This is a genomic window from Pseudomonas sp. B1-22, from assembly GCF_050474425.1.
Lineage (GTDB): Bacteria > Pseudomonadota > Gammaproteobacteria > Pseudomonadales > Pseudomonadaceae > Pseudomonas.
The window spans coordinates 98,750-114,922 of the sequence record NZ_JBCHVH010000003.1; the positions used below are offsets into that span (position 1 = coordinate 98,750).

Here is a 16,173-nt window from a genome sequence, read left to right on the forward strand (position 1 = left end):
GCGCTCCTCAGGGCGTTTCGATGCGGCGTTGCAGCAGGTTGATCAACAGCAGCAGGACGAAGGCGACGACCAGCATCAGCACGCCGATGGCGGTGGCGCCGGTGTAGTCGTACTGGTCCAGCTTGACCATGATCAGCAGCGGCAGGATCTCGGTCTTCATCGGCATGTTGCCGGCGATGAAGATCACCGAGCCGTACTCGCCGACACCGCGGGCGAAGGCCAGGGCGAAACCGGTCAGCCAGGCCGGCAGGAGAGCCGGCAGGAGCACGTGGCGGAATACCTGCAACGGCTTGGCGCCCAGGCACGCAGCGGCTTCTTCCACTTCACGCGGGATGTCCGCCAGCACCGGCTGCACCGTGCGCACCACGAACGGCAGGACCACGAAGGTCAGCGCCAGGGTGATGCCCAGCGGGGTGTAGGCGATCTTCAGGCCGATCTCGGTGGCGAAGCGGCCGACCAGGCCGCTGGGCGCGTACAGCGCGGTGAGCGCGATACCGGCCACGGCGGTGGGCAGGGCGAAGGGCAGGTCGATCATCGCGTCGATGATCTTGCGCCCCGGGAAGCGGTAGCGCACCAGCACCCAGGCCAGCAGGGTGCCGATCACGCCGTTGATCAGGGCGGCGATCAGCGCGGTGCCGAAGCTCAGCTTGAGCGCGGCGATGACCCGCGGTGCGGTGATGATGGCCCAGAACTGATCCCAGAAAAGGTGGGTCGTCTTGAGGAACATGGCCCCCAGCGGAATCAGCACCAACAGGCTGAGATACACCAGGGTGTAGCCCAGAGTCAGCCCGAAGCCGGGTATGACCGGGGAGATGCGTCGTGACATTGGCTGTCCTTTCTATGAACGCGTTGAGCCCCCGCCATGGGGCGGGGGTTTTCGTTCCGCGCGGGCTGTGCACCGGCCCGCGCGGATCGGGTCGCCCGGCGCGAGGCCGGGCGGTTGGCGCATCACTGCGCCTGGTAGATCTTGTCGAAGATGCCGCCGTCGTTGAAGAACTTGGGCTGCGCGACCTTCCAGCCGCCGAAGTCCTTGTCGATGGTCACCAAGTTCAGTTTCGGGAACTGGTTGGCGAACTCGGCGGCGACCTTGGCGTTACGCGGGCGGTAGAAGTTCTGCGCGGCGATGCGCTGGCCTTCTTCGCTGTACAGGTACTTCAGGTATTCCTCGGCGACCTTGCGGGTGCCTTTTTTGTCGACGTTCTTGTCGACCACGGCCACCGGCGGCTCGGCCAGGACGGACACGGACGGAACGACGATCTCGAAGTTCTCGCCGCCCTGTTCCTTCTTGGCCAGGAAGGCTTCGTTCTCCCAGGCCAGCAGCACGTCGCCGATGTTGTTGTTGACGAAGGTGATGGTCGAACCGCGGGCGCCAGTGTCCAGAACCGGGACGTGCTTGTACAGGTCCTTCACGTAGGCTTGCGCCTTCTCTTCGCTACCGTACTGCTTCTTCGCCCAGGCCCAGGCGGCGAGGAAGTTCCAGCGGGCACCGCCGGAGGTCTTCGGGTTCGGGGTGATGACTTCCACGCCCTGCTTGGTCAGGTCGCCCCAGTCCTTGATGCCCTTGGGGTTGCCCTTGCGCACCAGGAACACGATGGTCGAGGTGTAGGGGGTGCTGTTGTCGGGCAGGCGTGCCTGCCAGTCGGCGGGCAGCAGCTGGCCCAGCTTGTTCAGTTCGTCGATGTCGCCGGCCAGGGCCAGGGTCACCACGTCGGCCTTCAGGCCGTCGATCACGGCGCGGGCCTGCTTGCCGGAGCCACCGTGGGATTGCTGCACGGTCAGGTCGTCACCGCCCTGGGCCTTCCAGTGCTTGATGAAGGCGGTGTTGTAGGCCTGGTACAGCTCGCGGGTCGGATCGTAGGAAACGTTCAGCAGTTGGGTGGCGGCGGAAACCGGGCCGGCAATCAGTGCGCTGGCGAGAGCGGCCAGGGCGAAACGGCGGATGGACATGTGCAGCTCCTGAAAAATACAGATTTTTTAGTGTTTGTTTGGCAGGTCTTTCGGGGGGCTATATCAGCCGCGCATTCGCGGCTGGCTGCTGCAGTACCGGTGGGGCAGGGCGGTCATGGCGACGCTCCGGTTGTCCAGTCATGCACTTGTTATGAGGTGCGGTTCAGGCTCAGGCTCAGGCTTGCTTGCCGGGGCTCTGCTGCAGGCGGAATTTTTCCTTGCGCTCGATCTGCACCACCTGGCCGTTGTGCACGGTGATCTCGACGGCGCCGAAACGCAGGCCACGCAAGGCGCTCTGCACTTCGCGCAGGATGTTGGCTTCTTCCTGACCGTCCAGGCTACGGAGGGTTGCGCTCATGGGTATCTGCTCCTAGTGGGTTGACCGCGAGGTCGCTTCCGGGCGCCGTTCGTGCGGTGTGGGCGCATCATAGGCAGGAGCTGGATATTCTTAAAAATACTGTTTAAGAATTTTTATATATCAGAAAGTTTTTAGAGCGGTTAGCCGCTCTGGCGCGGCAGCTTCGCCAGCAGGGCCTGCGCGGGTTGCGGCTTGTCGTACCAGTAGCCCTGGCCGAAGTCGCAGGCGTGGGTGAGGAGGAAGGCGGCCTGGTCGGGGCGTTCGATGCCTTCGGCGACCACCTGCAGACCCATGCTCTGGCCCAGAGCGATCACCGCGCAGGCGATGGCGGCATCCTCGGCGTCATCGGGCAGGCCGGCGACGAAGCCCTGGTCGATCTTCAGCTTGTGCACCGGCATGCGTTTCAGGCGCATCAGCGAGGAGTAGCCGGTACCGAAGTCGTCGATGGACAGGTGCACGCCGAGCAGGCGCAGCTGGCAGAGCAGCTCCAGCCCCTGGTCGAAGTTCTGCATCACCGCGCTCTCGGTGACCTCCAGTTCCAGGTGATGGGGCTCCAGGCCGCTCTGCTGCAGCGCCAGGGCGACGCGCTCTTCCAGCCCGCCACGGCTGAACAGGCGGCTGGAAACGTTCACCGCGATGAAGTCCAGGGTGATGCCGGCATCGAGCCAGGCGCGCATCTGGCGACAGGCCTGGTCGAGCATCCAGGCATCGAGGGCGGTGATCAGCCCGGATTCCTCCGCCACGGGGATGAACTCGCTGGGCGGCACCAGGCCGCGCTGCGGGTGCTGCCAGCGCACCAGCGACTCGACGCCGACCATGCGCCCACTGGCGAGGTCGTGTACCGGCTGGAAGTAGATGCGCAGTTCGTCGTGGTCCAGCGCGTGGCGCAGCGCCGCTTCGACCTGCACATGGGAACGCGCGCGGGCGGTCAGCTCCGGGGTGTAGAAGGCATACAGGTTGCGGCCGCTGGCCTTGGCCTGGAACAGCGCGGCGTCGGCGTGCTGCATCAGGTGGTCGACGTTGCGCGCGTCCTCGGGGAACAGGCTCACGCCCAGGCTGACGGACATGTAAATGGTCTGTCCGTCGACCTCGAAGGGCGCGTGCATCGCCTCCAGAAGGCGCTGGGCGAGGCTACTGGCGTGCTGTTGCTGCGGGCTTTCGAGAACCACCGCGAACTCGTCGCCGCCCAGGCGCGCCAGGGAGCAGCGTTCGTCGAGGACGGCCTGCAGGCGTTCGGCGATGGCCTTGATCAGCCGGTCGCCGGTGCTGTGCCCAAGGCTGTCGTTGATGTGCTTGAAGTGATCGAGGTCGATCACCAGCAGGGCGCCTCCGCCCTGTTCGCGTTCGGCGCGGGCGATGGCCTGCTCGATGCGCTCGCGCAGCAGCAGGCGGTTGGGCAAGCCGGTGAGCGGATCGTGGTGGGCGAGGAAGTCCAGTTCGTGCTGCGAGCGCTTGAGGCTGCTGAGGTCGGAAAACACCGCCACATAATGGGTCAGCTGGCCCTGGTCGTTGCGCACCGCGCGGATGTGCTGCCACTGCGGGTACACCTCGCCGCTCTTGCGGCGGTTCCAGATCTCGCCGCTCCACACACCGTCGCGCAGCAGGGCTTCCCACATGCGCTGGTAGAAGGCGGCGTCCTGGCGGCCGGACTTGAGGAGCGACGGCTGACCGCCGAGCACGTCTTCCGCCGCATAGCCGGTGATGCGCGAGAACGAGGGATTGGTGTGCACGATGATGCCGCGGCTGTCGGTGACCAGCAGGCCTTCCTGGGTCGCCTCGAACACCGCCGCGGCCTGGCGCAGGTGGTCCTCGTTGCTGCGTTGGCGCGTGACGTCGCGGCTGACGCCGGTCATGCGCAGGGCTTCGCCGCTGGCGCTGCGCTCGACGTGCCCGCGGGCGTGGACCCAGCGGTAGCCGCCGTCGCTGTGGAGGATGCGGTAGACGCAGTCGAGCTGGTCGCCGAGACCGTCGATGTGGCTCTGGCAGGCGGCGAGAATGGTGTCGCGGTCCTCGGGGTGCAGGCGGTTCTCCCAGAGCAGGAAGTCGTCGCTCAGGTGCTCGCAGGGGAGGCCGATCAGGTTGGCGTAGCCCGGCGAGTAATAGACGCGGTGGGTGCGCAGGTCCCAGTCCCAGACGCCATCCTCGACCACGCTCAGTGCGCGGCTCAGGCGTTCCTCGCGGTTGGCCAGGGCATTGACGGTAGCGTGCTGGCGGTGGAAGTGCCGCTGCAGCAGCAGGAACAGAAGCAGGGCGCTGATACCCAGGAACACGAACTTCTTGACGGTCATCCAACGCAGCAGCTGGACCGGCTCGGGGAAGACCATTTGTAACCAATGGTCACCCAGCAGCATCCAGAGGGCGGCGAGCACCAGGTACAGCAGGCTGATGCGGAGGGCGCTAAGTCGAGGGTTCATGCGGTGGCGAGGTGAAGGTATTGGCTACGCAGTATAAAGGATGCCCGCAGGCGGTCGTTCTTATCTAAAAGACCGGATGGTTTTCCGGACCCGCTTGGTGATAATGCGAGCTGGCCTTGTCCGGCAAGGTCGCTCTTTCACCACTTCCGAGGTTCATTATCGACCATGTGGTACAACGGTTTCCTTGACCTGTCGCCATGGCAACTGGTGGCGGTCACCCTGGTCCTGACGCATATCACCATCGTCAGTGTCACCGTTTATTTGCATCGCTATTCCGCGCACCGCGCCCTCGAACTGCACCCCGCGCTGCAACATTTCTTCCGTTTCTGGCTGTGGATGACCACGGGCATGAACACCCGCGAGTGGACCGCCATCCACCGCAAGCACCACGCCAAGTGCGAAACCGCCGACGATCCGCACAGCCCGGTGTACAAGGGCCTGGGCACCGTCCTGCGGCGCGGCGCGGAGCTCTATCGCGAAGAAGCGAAGAACGAGGACACCCTGCGCATCTACGGCAAGAACTGCCCGGACGACTGGCTGGAGCGCAAGGTCTACAGCCGCTACCCGCTGGGCGGCATCGTGCTGATGGTTCTGATCGATGTGGCCCTGTTCGGCGCTCTCGGACTGACCGTCTGGGCGGTGCAGATGGCGTGGATTCCGGTATGGGCCGCCGGCGTGATCAATGGCCTGGGCCATGCCATCGGCTACCGCAACTTCGAGTGCCGCGACGCCGCCACCAACCTGGTGCCCTGGGGCATCCTGATCGGTGGCGAAGAGCTGCACAACAACCACCACACCTACCCGAACTCGGCCAAGCTGTCGGTGAAGAAGTGGGAGTTCGACCTGGGCTGGGCCTGGATCAAGCTGTTCAGTTTCCTCCGCCTGGCCAAGGTGGCCCGCGTAGCGCCCATCGCCCACCGGGTGGAAGGCAAGGGCAGCCTGGACATGGACACCGCCATGGCCATCCTCAACAACCGCTTCCAGATCATGGCCCAGTACCGCAAGCTGGTGATCGGCCCGCTGGTGAAACAGGAACTGGCCAAGGCCGACGCATCGGTGCGCCACCTGTTCCGCCGCGCCAAGCGCCTGCTGTCGCGGGAGACCAGCCTGCTGGAAGAGCGCCACCACGCGCGCATCCAGGATCTGCTCGCGCAGAGCCAGTCCCTGCAGGTGATCTACGAGAAGCGCCTGGCGCTGCAGCAGATCTGGGTGAAGACCAGCGCCAACGGCCACGACATGCTGGCGGCGATCAAGCAGTGGGTGCAGGAGGCGGAAGCCAGCGGCATCCAGTCGCTGAAGGAATTCGCCGAGCAGCTCAAGACCTACTCGCTGCGCCCCGCCGTGTAGCTGACAGCGTCGTCCTAGGACGATGTGAAGTCTGTCGCAAGAAAGCCCGCCGTTCGGCGGGCTTTTTGTTTACTTTGCAACCGCTTGGCGTAGTTTGCGGTCATAGCCCCGGTCGATGAGCGGGAGGCGCCAAACCATGGATGAACAGAACAAGATGCCTGTGGATCAGGACGAAGCGCTGCTGGCGTTGCTGCACAGCCGCGCCGAGGTGCAGCGGCTCAAGGAACGCGAGCAGCTCTTCAGCGCGCTGCTGGCCAGCATCAACTCGGTCCTCTGGGCCTTGGACTGGCAGGCGCAGCGCATGGTCTACGTCAGCCCAGCCTACGAGCGCATCTTCGGCCGCTCCGCGGCATTGCTGCTGGCGGACTACAGCGAATGGCAAAACTGCATCTATCCCGATGACCTGGACTACGCCCAGAGCAGCCTGCAGGAAGTGTTCGAACGCGGCGTCATCGAACAGCGCGAGTACCGCATCCTGCGTGCCGACGGTGAGGTGCGCTGGCTGAGCGACAAGTGCTACCTCAGCCAGCACGGCGACGCCGGCCTGCCGCAGATGATCGTCGGGGTCGCCGAGGACATCACCGACAAGAAGCACATGGAGACCGAGCTGCACCGCCTGGCCACCACCGATGTGCTGACCCAGAGCAGCAACCGCCGCTACTTCTTCGACAGTGCCGAGCAGGCCTTCCGCGACTGCAAGGCGACCTCCACGTCGCTGGCCTTCCTGCTGCTGGATGTCGACGACTTCAAGAAGATCAACGACGCCTACGGCCACCAGGTGGGCGATGTGGTGCTGCAACGCATTGCCCAGAGCGGGGCGGGCGCATTGCGCCGGGGCGACCTGTTCGGCCGTATCGGTGGCGAGGAGTTCGCGGTGCTGTTGCCCGGCTGCAACGAAACAATGGCGCGGCAGATCGGCGAGCGCCTGCAACGGGAAGTTCAGCGCTTGCGCTTCAACGAGGGTGAGCAGTACTTCAGCGTGACCATCAGCCAGGGGCTGACCCTGCTGCAGCCGGACGACCAGAACCTGTCGGCGCTATACAGCCGCGCGGATGCGGCCTTGTATGAGGCCAAGCGCACCGGCAAGGACCGCATAGTTCAGGGATGAAACACTGCCGTTTACGTCAGGTGGCAAAAGTAATACTTTTCGACTAATACCATTGTTACACCGTGGAGAATAAGGCGTTCCATTCATCCCGGAATGCCATTTAATTGGCGGCTTAACAATCAATGAGTTATGAAGTTCAATTTGCCTTTTGTCGGATTATTGGCGGTTCGGTACATCGTTGATTGACATACCTCCACCCCCCCCACTATTACTAATCCCATAGCAATATCGAATGGTGTCTGGATGAGACACCAGGGGAGTTGTCTCACGAGCGTCGTGTCAGGGAAGAGTTGATCCTTCCCCCCTGTCTTTCCACCACCTCCTGTCCTCAGCACGAGCACTTCCGTCGCGCTCAACGCAACGGAAGCGAGGCTTTTTTGCTGTCGTTTTCCAGATTTTCGGAATCGGCCGAGGGGCGGTAGCTTTGCCCGCTGAAAAATAACGGCCACTACAGGGATAAGCAGTCGATGAATCGTTGACGGAATCGGGTCATTCGAACTCGGGCGGTAGCTTTGTCTTCGAATTTTGCCAAAAGCCCGGTTACGCAGCGATCTCCGTTAGCGGAGCCACTGTAGATGACCGAAACAAGCGAAGCGGCAGATGCGCCTTCAACGGCTGCCGATGTACGCGGGAAGTCCAGCGCAGTTGCGCAGATATGCGCCTCCGGCAGGTGTGCCAGAAAAGAGAGTTTCGCGCGTGATAATAAGTCCCGACTGAAGTTTTATACGACCTTCGGACATATCGCCAATCGTATTCATCTCATTATGCGACTTTTTGTTGCGGATGAACTTCCAGCGCAACTTCATAAGCACCAATCGCTATTTCCGTTATCGCAGAAAGTGCAACTTCGGCCAGCTTCCGAAGTGCTTTCTCCGGCACTCGCCCGCGGCGACTTGCCGTTCATGCACCCCGTCCCCGCGCAGTGCTCGCAGTGTGTGACGGAGTTCCGGCGCGAATGCGCGCCGCTTGCCGGCCGGTGGTGCCGGTATCACGACGAGAGCCGCGCGGCCCGCGCGCCCCGAGCTCGCTAGGGAGTCAGGCTGATGACCGATCAATCCTTTCGTTCCAGCTACGCCTGTGTGGTCGGTGGTGCCGGCCCGGCAGGCATGGGGTTTCTGTTCAATGCCTACAAGACCGGGGCGCTGGCGAGCCTGGCGCGTTCCGGCCTGCTGGTTGTGGATGCCGCGCTGGCGGTTGGCCGCGGCCGGCTGGGGGATTACCACATCACCGCCAACTCGGTGGGCGACGTGTTCCTCGACTGCCTGCGCGATCCGGCGCTGCTGCCGATCTTCGCTCCGCTGGAACATTCGCCGGCCTTCCGCGCCCTGCAGAACGATCCCCACGGCGCGCCGATGCTCACGCAAGTGGGCGAGTTGCTGGCGCACGCCTCGACATTGTTCATGCGCTATGTCACCCAGCACCTCGGCGTCGAGGTCGCACTGGGTACCCGTATCGAAAAGATCACCGCCCACGGCGACGGCAGCTTCCAACTGGCCCTGCGCAGTGGTTCCTGTTCCTGGCAGGTGGAGGCGGGTGGACTGGTGCTCAATCTCGGTGGCCGGCAGACCCGCGAGTACCTGCACTGGAGTCTGGCCGAGCAGGACCTGCACTTGGCCCACGACGGTCCCATCGTTTATTCCTCCGACGCCTTGCTCAGTCTGAGTCCCGCCGAACTGGTGGAGCTGTTTGGCGACCGCGTGACCCCGGACAGCCATTTCACCGTGGTCGGCGGTTCCCACAGCGCCTTCTCGGTACTCGACAACCTGGCCTGCGCCCTCGATTGCCTGGGCCTCGAACGGCTGACCCTGATGCACCGCGCGCCGATCCGCCTGTTCTTCGAGAGCGTCGAGGAAGCGCTGGCCGCCGGCTACAAGGTGGACGAGGGCATGGACGTGTGCCCGGTGTCCGGCCGGGTCAACCGCTCCGGCGGGCTGCGCTACCGCGCCCATCAGGTGGGGACCGACGTGCTCGCCAACGGCCATGTCAGCGGCACCCGGGTGAAGGTCGAGCTGTTGCGGATGGAGGACCGTTCGCCGGCCAACCGCGAGCGCCTGGAACGCTGCTGCAGCGAGCCGGGCGTGATGATCCAGGCCATCGGCTACCAGCCGTGCCTGCCGGCGATGCGCCACGCCAACGGCGAGCCGTTGCAGGTGCGCGAGAGCAAGGGCGGGCTGGACTCCGACGCCGCCGGCTGTCTGCGCGATTGCGACGGCCAGCCGATCCCGGGGCTGTACAGCTTCGGCCTTGGCTCGGGACTGGCGGCCAACCCGATGCTGGGCAGCGAGCGCTCCTTCGACAGCCGCATCTACGGCGTCTGGCAGTTCCACCACGACGCCAGCGGACGGGTCATCGAAGCCCTGCAGGAACACCTGGCCGGCCGCACCCAGCAGGCGCCCGAGCCGGCCCTGGACGCCCCGCTCGACGGCGCGCCCTTCGCGCTCTCCGCGCTGGGCTGATTGGCGCGCCAGCGGCCCGCAACGCACTTTCATCCATCAGAGGGATGCGACTGTGATCAATGTGACCAAGACGTATCTGGGGGATCTGGACAAGTTCAAGCGCTACGTGGAGCAGATCTATGCCACCGGCTGGCTGACCAACCACGGTCCCTTCTCCATAGAGCTGGAAGAACGCCTGCAGGACTTCCTGGGCGTGCGCAATGTGATCGTCACCTGCAACGGCACCATCGCCCTGCAAGTGGCCTACCGCGCGCTGGGCGTGACCGGGAGCGCGGTGACCACGCCGTTCAGCTTCGTCGCCACCAGCAGCACCCTGGAGTGGGAACACATCCGGCCTCGCTTCGCCGATATCGACGCGAAGACCTGGAACCTCGATCCGCAACTGATCGAGACAAGCCTGGCGCCGGACACCACAGCCATCGTCGCCACCCATGTGTTCGGCAACCCCTGCGCGGTGGACGAGATCCAGGCGGTGGCCCAGCGCAATCGCCTGAAGGTGATCTACGACGGCGCCCATGCCTTCGGCTCGCGCTACCGCGACCGCTCGGTGCTGGCCTGGGGCGACCTGAGCACCCTGAGCTTCCACGCCACCAAGCTGTTCCACACCATCGAGGGCGGCGCCATCGTCACCGCCGATGACGAGATGGCCAAGCAGATCCGCCTGCTGTGCAACTTCGGCATCGCCGGGGTGGACAAGATCGTGGGCCCCGGGATCAACGCCAAGATGAACGAGTTCTCCGCCGCCATGGGGTTGTGCCTGCTCGACGACATCGACAGCATCCTTTCCCAGCGCGAGGAAATCGCCGCCCGCTACAACGCCGCCCTGGGCGACTACTACGACCTGCAGAGCCTCCAGCCCGGCGGCCGACAGAACAACAGCTACTACCCGATCGGGCTGCGCAACGAGGCACAGCTGCTGCGCGTGCGCAGCGGATTGAATGCCATCGGGGTCAATCCGCGGCGTTACTTCTACCCCTCGCTGGACACCCTGGACTACCTCGCGCCACAGCAACCGCAAGCCATCTCGCGCGAATTGAGCCAGCGCATCCTCTGCCTGCCGATATACCCGGGGCTGCCGCAGGACGTGCAGCACGCGGTGATCGAGGTGCTGCAGATGGAAGCCGGCCGGGTCGCCGTGGCGGTGTGAGGAAGCGGTCATGCCGGCCAAACGCTCGCTGTCGATGATCCGCAATACCCTGCTGAACTACGCGGGGCAGGCCTATGCGATCGTCATCGGCATCCTGATCCAGCCGTTCTACCTGGGCCACCTGGGCGCCGAAGCCTATGGCCTGATCGGTTTCTTCGCGGTGCTGCAGTCCTGGCTGCTGTTGCTGGACGTCGGCCTGTCGCCGGCCCTGGTGCGGCAGGTGGCGCATGTCCGTGGCGCCCAGGGCGAAACCTATGGCCAGGCCAGCCTGCTGCGCTCCTTCGAGCTGATCCTGCTGCCGCTGACCCTGCTCAGCTCGCTGGCGGTGTATTCCGGCAGCCCGTGGATCGCCGGACGCTGGCTGAACGTCCATGTACTGAGCCCGATGCTGGTGGCGCAGTGCATCAGCCTGATGGGCCTGCTGGTCGCCCTGCGCCTGTACGGCACCCTGTACCGCAGTGCGCTGCAGGGGCTGGAGCTGCACGGCTGGATCAACGGGATCAACATCTTCATCACCACCCTGCGCTACTTCGGCGGCCTGCTGCTGGTGGCCCGGGTCAGCCAGGACCCGCTGGTGTTCTTCCAGTTCCAGGTGGCGGTGTCGCTGCTCGAGACCCTGATGCTCGGCAGCAAGGCCTACCTGTGGATGGAAGTGCGGCTGTTCACGCGTTTCTGCTGGGATACGCTGCGGCCGGTGATTCCCTTCGCCCTGGGCATGAGCTTCACCTCCGGCCTGTGGATCGTCCTGACCCAGCTCGACAAGGTCTTGCTGTCGAGCCTGATGCCGTTGCGGGACTACGGCTATTTCTCCCTGGTGGCGCTGATCAGCGGCGGCATCCTCAGTCTGGTCAATCCGCTGGCGCAGTCGCTGCTGCCGCGCATGACCATGCTGGTCGCCGAGGGGCGCCACGAAGACATGCAGCAGCTCTATCTGAAGGCGAACCGATTCGTCTGTGTGCTGCTGCTACCGATGGTCGCGGTGATCGCCGCTCATGGTCATGACCTGGTGCTGGCCTGGAGCGGCGATGCCGTGGCCGCCAGCTGGTGCCAGCCGGTACTGGTCTGGTATGTGCTCGGCGCCGGCCTGATGGCGGTGGGCAGTTTCCAGTTCTACCTGCAGTACGCCCATGGCCAGCTGCAGCTGCATGTCTGGTACACCGTGGCGTCCGCGCTGGTGAGCATTCCGCTGGTGGTGGCCACCGCCTACCTGTACGGCGTGCAAGGCGTGGCGCTGTGCTGGTTCGGCCTGCGCGTGGCGTCCTTCCTGATCCTGCCGCCGCTCGTGCACCGTCGCTTCGGCAATGAGCTGCACTGGCCCTGGCTGCGCGACACGCTGTCGATCGCCGCACTGAGCGGCGTCGGGTTGCTGCTCAGCGAGCCCGTCTACGCCCTGCTGGCCCGTTCCGGCGAGCGCCTGTCCCTGCTGCTGGCGCTGGCCGCCTGCGGAGCGATCACCCAGGGCCTGGTGGGCGTGGGCTGCGCTGCCGCGCTGCTGCGTCTGTTCAAACCGTTCCAGAAACCGAGTGTCTAGAGATGGGCATCCGTTCCGAGCTGCAGATTCTCTCCAACTGGCCGGCAGCGCCCGAACCCCTGTTGAGCATCGTTTGCCTGGCCTACAACCAGGTGGATTACATCGGCCGTACGCTGGACAGTTTCCTTGAGCAGATCACCGACTTCCGTTTCGAGGTGCTGGTCAACGACGACGCCTCCACCGATGGCACCACCGAGGTGATCGCCGATTACGCCGCGCGTTACCCGCACATCATCAAGCCGATCTTCCACAAGGAGAACCAGTACTCCAAGGGTGTGTCCCAGGGCATCCTGGTCTTCCGCAAGGCGCGCGGCCGCTACATCGCCTACTGCGAGGGCGACGACTTCTGGACCGACCCGCACAAGCTGCAGATCCAGGTCGACTTCCTCGAACGCAACGCCGACTACGTGATCACCTATCACGACGCCTACGTCTTCGACGAGAGCGGGGTGGTCAAGTCGCCGCAACTCACCGGCCGCAACCGCCGCGACGCCAGCCGCCGGGAGCTGCAACAGGCGCGGGCCATTTCGACCCTGACCGCCTGCTTCCGCAATGTCCTGGGCGAAATGCCCGAGGAGCTGCGCAGCATCCGCATGGGTGACCTGTGCTGGTGGTCGTTGCTGGGCGCCTATGGCAAGGGCAAGTTCCTCGGACAGATCGGCCCTGCGGCTTACCGCCAGCACGAGGGCGGAATCTTCTCCATGCAGGCCGAACAGGTGCAGCAGCGGATGGCGCTGCACACCTACTACTGCCTGTCGCGCTACTACCAGCGCATTGGCGACCAGGCGCTCCACGAGTACTTCCTGGTCCAGGTCTGCCGCCTGTCGATGGCCGCGATTCCCGTGCCACGCAAGATCGAGGCGTTCCTGCTGCTGATCGGCAACCACGGCCTGAACCTGCTCAAGCGACTGAACCCGATCCACGCACGCTGAGCCGCGTCATCTCACTGGAGGATGGATGTCCATGAGTATCATGCCCCACTCGTCCCTGGAGAACGTCCAGGACACTCGTATCGACGTGGCGGGTCTGCTGCGCCTGCTCTTCGACCACAAGCGAATGATCATCGTCGTCACCGGGCTGTTCGCCACCCTGGGCCTGATCTATGCGCTGCTCGCCACGCCGATCTACGTGTCGGGCGCGATGATCCAGGTCGAGCAGAAGAAGAACGGCCTCAATGGCACGCCGGAGGTGATCAACCGTCCCGACTCGGTCTCCCTTGCCTCCACCGAGATCGAGCTGCTGAAGTCCCGCGCGGTGCTCGGCAAGGCCGTGGAGATGCTCAAGCTCTACATCACCGCCAAGCCCCGGCATATGCCGCTGGTGGGGGACTTCCTGGCGCGGCATTTCAAGCCGACTCCGGAGCAACCGCTGGCACCGCCTCTGTTCGGCATGGGCGCCTTCGCCTGGGGGGGCGAGCAGATCAAGGTGTACCAGCTGGAAGTGCCCGAAGAGTATCTCGGCGAGCCGCTGACCCTGGTTGCCGAGAACGGCGGCGCCTACGTCCTGCTCAATGCCGACGGCGAACAGCTGCTGCGCGGCGAGGTGAACAAGACCGTGATCGACAAGGGCTTCACCATTGAGGTGGACGAGCTCGTGGCGCACCCGGGCACCGAATTCATCCTCACCCGTGACCGTCTGCTGACCGCCACCCTGGCCTATCAGAAGCTGCTCAAGGTGGTCGAGGCCGGCAAGGATTCCGGGATCATCTACATGACCCTGGAGGACCCCAACGCGGGGCAGGCCGACCTCATCCTCGACAAGATCGCCCATCTCTACGTGCTGCAGAACGTCGAGCGCAGTTCCGCCGAAGCCTCCCAGCGCCTGCAGTTCCTGCGCTCGCAGCTGCCGGCGGTGCGCATGGAACTGGAACGCGCCGAAGCCGCCTACAACGCCTACCAGACCAGCGCCAAGTCCGCCGACATCACGGTCGAGACCCGTGGCGTACTGGACCAGGTGGTGGGCATCGACAACCAGCTCTCCGACCTCAAGCTCAAGCGCGCCGAGTACGACCGCCTCTACGCGCCCAGCCATCCGACCTACCAGGCGCTGCTCAAGCAGGTGAGCAGCCTGGAGGCACGCAAGGTCGCCTTGCAGGGACGCATCCAGGCCCTGCCGTCCACCCAGCAGGAACTGTTGCGTCTCTCCCGTGACATGCGCGTCACCCAGCAGACCTATACCAACGTGCTGGACAAGGCTCAGGAACAGGACATCCTGCGCGCCGGCACCATCGGCAACGTCCGGGTGATCGACACCGCCCAGGCCGACGTCGAGAAGCCGGCCAAGCCGATGCGCAAGATCATCGTGTTGCTCTCCACCCTGGTCGGCTTCTGCGTCGCCATGGGCATCCTGTTCCTGCGCCAGGCCTTCTATCGGGGCGTGGAGAATCCCGAGGCGATCGAGCAGCTTGGCCTGCCGGTGCTCGCGGCGGTGCCGTACTCGCGTCAGCAGGAGCGCCTGGAGCGGGAGCGCAAGGGCGATATCACCGCCCATGCGCCCAAGCTGCTGGCCGCCGCCAATCCGGGCGACCTGGCCAACGAGGCGTTGCGCAGCCTGCGCACCAACCTGCATTTCGCCCTGCTGGAAGCGCGCAACAACGTGGTGATGCTTACCAGCCCCGCGCCCGGCGCCGGCAAGTCGTTCGTCTCCTGCAACCTGGCGGCGATCATCGCCCAGTCCGGCCTGCGCACCCTGCTGGTCGACGCCGACATGCGCAAGGGCTACCTGCACCGGGTCTTCGGGCTGATCCCGCGGCATGGCCTGTCCGATGCGCTGAGCTCCGGTCGCCCGTTGAGCGAGGTGATCCTGGCGACCGAGGTGCCGGACCTGGACTTCATCTCCTGCGGTTTTGCCGCGCCGAATCCATCGGAGCTGCTGATGAACGAAAACTTCGCCCAGCTGCTGCGCGACGCTTCGGCGATGTACGACCTGGTCATCATCGACACCCCGCCGGTGCTGGCGGTGACCGACGCCTCGCTGGTCGGCCGGCTGTGCGGCATCAACCTGCTGGTGACCCGCTTCGGCCAGAGCCCGGCCAGCGAGATCGACACCGCTCGCCGCCGCCTCGGCCAGAACGGTATCCAGCTGCAGGGCGCGATCCTCAATGGCGTCATGCGCAAGGCCTCGACCGCTGCCTACGACTACGGTGCCTACGCCTACCGCTACGACAACCGCGAGTGAAACCCCACTCACCAACCTCTGGCGTCTTCCTGCCCGGCCCGCCGCTCATGACGGGCCAGGGTGCGAACCGCCAGGCAACTTCCACTCACCTCGGGGTGCCGTTCCCTGGAACGCCCGGCCCCGTCCTCACTCATCGCCCGCCCGGGCGCCGAGGCATACGCATCATGAGTCACGCCGACCCCCTTCACCGCTGGTACCTGATCCAGACCAAACCGCACCAGGAGCTGCGCGCCGAGGAAAACCTGACCCGCCAGGGCTTCACCTGCTATCGGCCGGTGGTCGGGCAGGGCCCGCGGCCGCAACCGCTGTTCCCCGGCTACCTGTTCATCAACCTGGATCAGCAGCACGACAACTGGTTCCCGATCCGCTCCACCCGTGGCGTGGCGCGCATCGTCAGCTTCGGCCCGCAACCGCTGCCGGTGGCCGACGAGCTGGTGGAAGACATCCGCCGACGTTCGCGGGAGATGCCCGAGCGCCCGGCCAGGCGTTTCGAGCAGGGCCAGGTGGTGCACCTGCACTGCGCCGGCGACTGCGAGGTGGAGGCGATCTTCCTCTGCGACGACGGCGCCGAGCGGGCGCTGATACTGCTCAACCTGCTGCAGCGCGAACAGCGCGTGCGCGTCCCCCTGAACCAGCTCTCGGCGGTCTCCGGGGCAAAGATGGCGGGCCTGAGTGCCCGGTGATCGAC

General features: G+C 64.9%; 13 protein-coding genes. 8 read left to right on the forward strand and 5 right to left on the reverse strand.

All coding sequences use genetic code 11. From position 1 onward, the window contains the following. Positions 1 to 7: 7 nt before the first annotated feature. From cysT to ACQ5BL_RS12530, 4 genes are all read right to left on the reverse strand, one after another. Complete coding sequence (cysT, locus tag ACQ5BL_RS12515; protein WP_430293146.1) at positions 8 to 826, reverse strand: sulfate ABC transporter permease subunit CysT; 819 nt, start codon at positions 824 to 826, stop codon at positions 8 to 10. A gap of 122 nt (positions 827 to 948) precedes the next feature. Then, positions 949 to 1,947, reverse strand: coding sequence for a sulfate ABC transporter substrate-binding protein (locus ACQ5BL_RS12520; protein ID WP_243803960.1), 999 nt, complete (start codon positions 1,945 to 1,947; stop codon positions 949 to 951). 175 nt (positions 1,948 to 2,122) lie between these two features. Beyond that, positions 2,123 to 2,305: a sulfur starvation response protein OscA gene (gene oscA / locus ACQ5BL_RS12525; protein ID WP_152227217.1), complete on the reverse strand. Its 183-nt coding sequence runs from the start codon at positions 2,303 to 2,305 to the stop codon at positions 2,123 to 2,125. 140 nt (positions 2,306 to 2,445) lie between these two features. Further along, on the reverse strand, positions 2,446 to 4,719 hold the full coding sequence (locus ACQ5BL_RS12530; RefSeq protein WP_243803962.1) for a sensor domain-containing protein: 2,274 nt from the start codon (positions 4,717 to 4,719) through the stop codon (positions 2,446 to 2,448). Positions 4,720 to 4,884: 165 nt separating this feature from the next. On the opposite strand from ACQ5BL_RS12530, the gene desA reads away from it, so the two are divergent. Then, positions 4,885 to 6,066 (forward strand): delta-9 fatty acid desaturase DesA, encoded by a 1,182-nt coding sequence (gene desA, locus ACQ5BL_RS12535; RefSeq protein WP_207886707.1) that lies wholly within the window; start codon positions 4,885 to 4,887, stop codon positions 6,064 to 6,066. Positions 6,067 to 6,202: 136 nt separating this feature from the next. Beyond that, positions 6,203 to 7,174, forward strand: a complete 972-nt coding sequence (locus ACQ5BL_RS12540) for a GGDEF domain-containing protein (RefSeq protein ID WP_243803964.1) — start codon at positions 6,203 to 6,205, stop codon at positions 7,172 to 7,174. A 608-nt stretch (positions 7,175 to 7,782) separates the two neighbouring features. On the opposite strand, the gene ACQ5BL_RS12545 is transcribed toward ACQ5BL_RS12540, so the two are convergent. After that, on the reverse strand, positions 7,783 to 7,980 hold the full coding sequence (locus tag ACQ5BL_RS12545) for a hypothetical protein (protein WP_243803965.1): 198 nt from the start codon (positions 7,978 to 7,980) through the stop codon (positions 7,783 to 7,785). A 237-nt stretch (positions 7,981 to 8,217) separates the two neighbouring features. Between ACQ5BL_RS12545 and ACQ5BL_RS12550 the strand changes: the two genes are divergently transcribed. From ACQ5BL_RS12550 to rfaH, 6 genes are all read left to right on the forward strand, one after another. Further along, entirely contained in the window at positions 8,218 to 9,630 is a 1,413-nt protein-coding gene (locus ACQ5BL_RS12550; RefSeq protein WP_243803967.1) for a hypothetical protein, read from the forward strand. Between the two features lie 52 nt (positions 9,631 to 9,682). After that, positions 9,683 to 10,777 carry a DegT/DnrJ/EryC1/StrS family aminotransferase gene (locus ACQ5BL_RS12555; protein ID WP_243803969.1) on the forward strand — a complete coding sequence of 365 codons (1,095 nt, stop codon included), beginning with the start codon at positions 9,683 to 9,685 and terminating at the stop codon, positions 10,775 to 10,777. Positions 10,778 to 10,787: 10 nt separating this feature from the next. Further along, positions 10,788 to 12,308, forward strand: a complete 1,521-nt coding sequence (locus tag ACQ5BL_RS12560; RefSeq protein ID WP_430293147.1) for a lipopolysaccharide biosynthesis protein — start codon at positions 10,788 to 10,790, stop codon at positions 12,306 to 12,308. 2 nt (positions 12,309 to 12,310) lie between these two features. Then, complete coding sequence (locus tag ACQ5BL_RS12565; protein WP_207886702.1) at positions 12,311 to 13,240, forward strand: glycosyltransferase family 2 protein; 930 nt, start codon at positions 12,311 to 12,313, stop codon at positions 13,238 to 13,240. 31 nt (positions 13,241 to 13,271) lie between these two features. Next, positions 13,272 to 15,485 (forward strand): polysaccharide biosynthesis tyrosine autokinase, encoded by a 2,214-nt coding sequence (locus tag ACQ5BL_RS12570; protein ID WP_430293148.1) that lies wholly within the window; start codon positions 13,272 to 13,274, stop codon positions 15,483 to 15,485. A 164-nt stretch (positions 15,486 to 15,649) separates the two neighbouring features. Beyond that, positions 15,650 to 16,168, forward strand: a complete 519-nt coding sequence (gene rfaH / locus ACQ5BL_RS12575) for a transcription/translation regulatory transformer protein RfaH (protein WP_207886700.1) — start codon at positions 15,650 to 15,652, stop codon at positions 16,166 to 16,168. The last annotated feature ends 5 nt before the right edge of the window (positions 16,169 to 16,173 follow it).

Coding starts and splice junctions, on each gene's coding strand:
- cysT (WP_430293146.1), bottom strand. CDS start 826: ATGTCACGACGCATCTCCCCGGTCATACCCGGCTTCGGGCTGACTCTG.
- ACQ5BL_RS12520 (WP_243803960.1), bottom strand. CDS start 1,947: ATGTCCATCCGCCGTTTCGCCCTGGCCGCTCTCGCCAGCGCACTGATT.
- oscA (WP_152227217.1), bottom strand. CDS start 2,305: ATGAGCGCAACCCTCCGTAGCCTGGACGGTCAGGAAGAAGCCAACATC.
- ACQ5BL_RS12530 (WP_243803962.1), bottom strand. CDS start 4,719: ATGAACCCTCGACTTAGCGCCCTCCGCATCAGCCTGCTGTACCTGGTG.
- desA (WP_207886707.1), top strand. CDS start 4,885: ATGTGGTACAACGGTTTCCTTGACCTGTCGCCATGGCAACTGGTGGCG.
- ACQ5BL_RS12540 (WP_243803964.1), top strand. CDS start 6,203: ATGGATGAACAGAACAAGATGCCTGTGGATCAGGACGAAGCGCTGCTG.
- ACQ5BL_RS12545 (WP_243803965.1), bottom strand. CDS start 7,980: ATGAAGTTGCGCTGGAAGTTCATCCGCAACAAAAAGTCGCATAATGAG.
- ACQ5BL_RS12550 (WP_243803967.1), top strand. CDS start 8,218: ATGACCGATCAATCCTTTCGTTCCAGCTACGCCTGTGTGGTCGGTGGT.
- ACQ5BL_RS12560 (WP_430293147.1), top strand. CDS start 10,788: ATGCCGGCCAAACGCTCGCTGTCGATGATCCGCAATACCCTGCTGAAC.
- ACQ5BL_RS12565 (WP_207886702.1), top strand. CDS start 12,311: ATGGGCATCCGTTCCGAGCTGCAGATTCTCTCCAACTGGCCGGCAGCG.
- ACQ5BL_RS12570 (WP_430293148.1), top strand. CDS start 13,272: ATGAGTATCATGCCCCACTCGTCCCTGGAGAACGTCCAGGACACTCGT.
- rfaH (WP_207886700.1), top strand. CDS start 15,650: ATGAGTCACGCCGACCCCCTTCACCGCTGGTACCTGATCCAGACCAAA.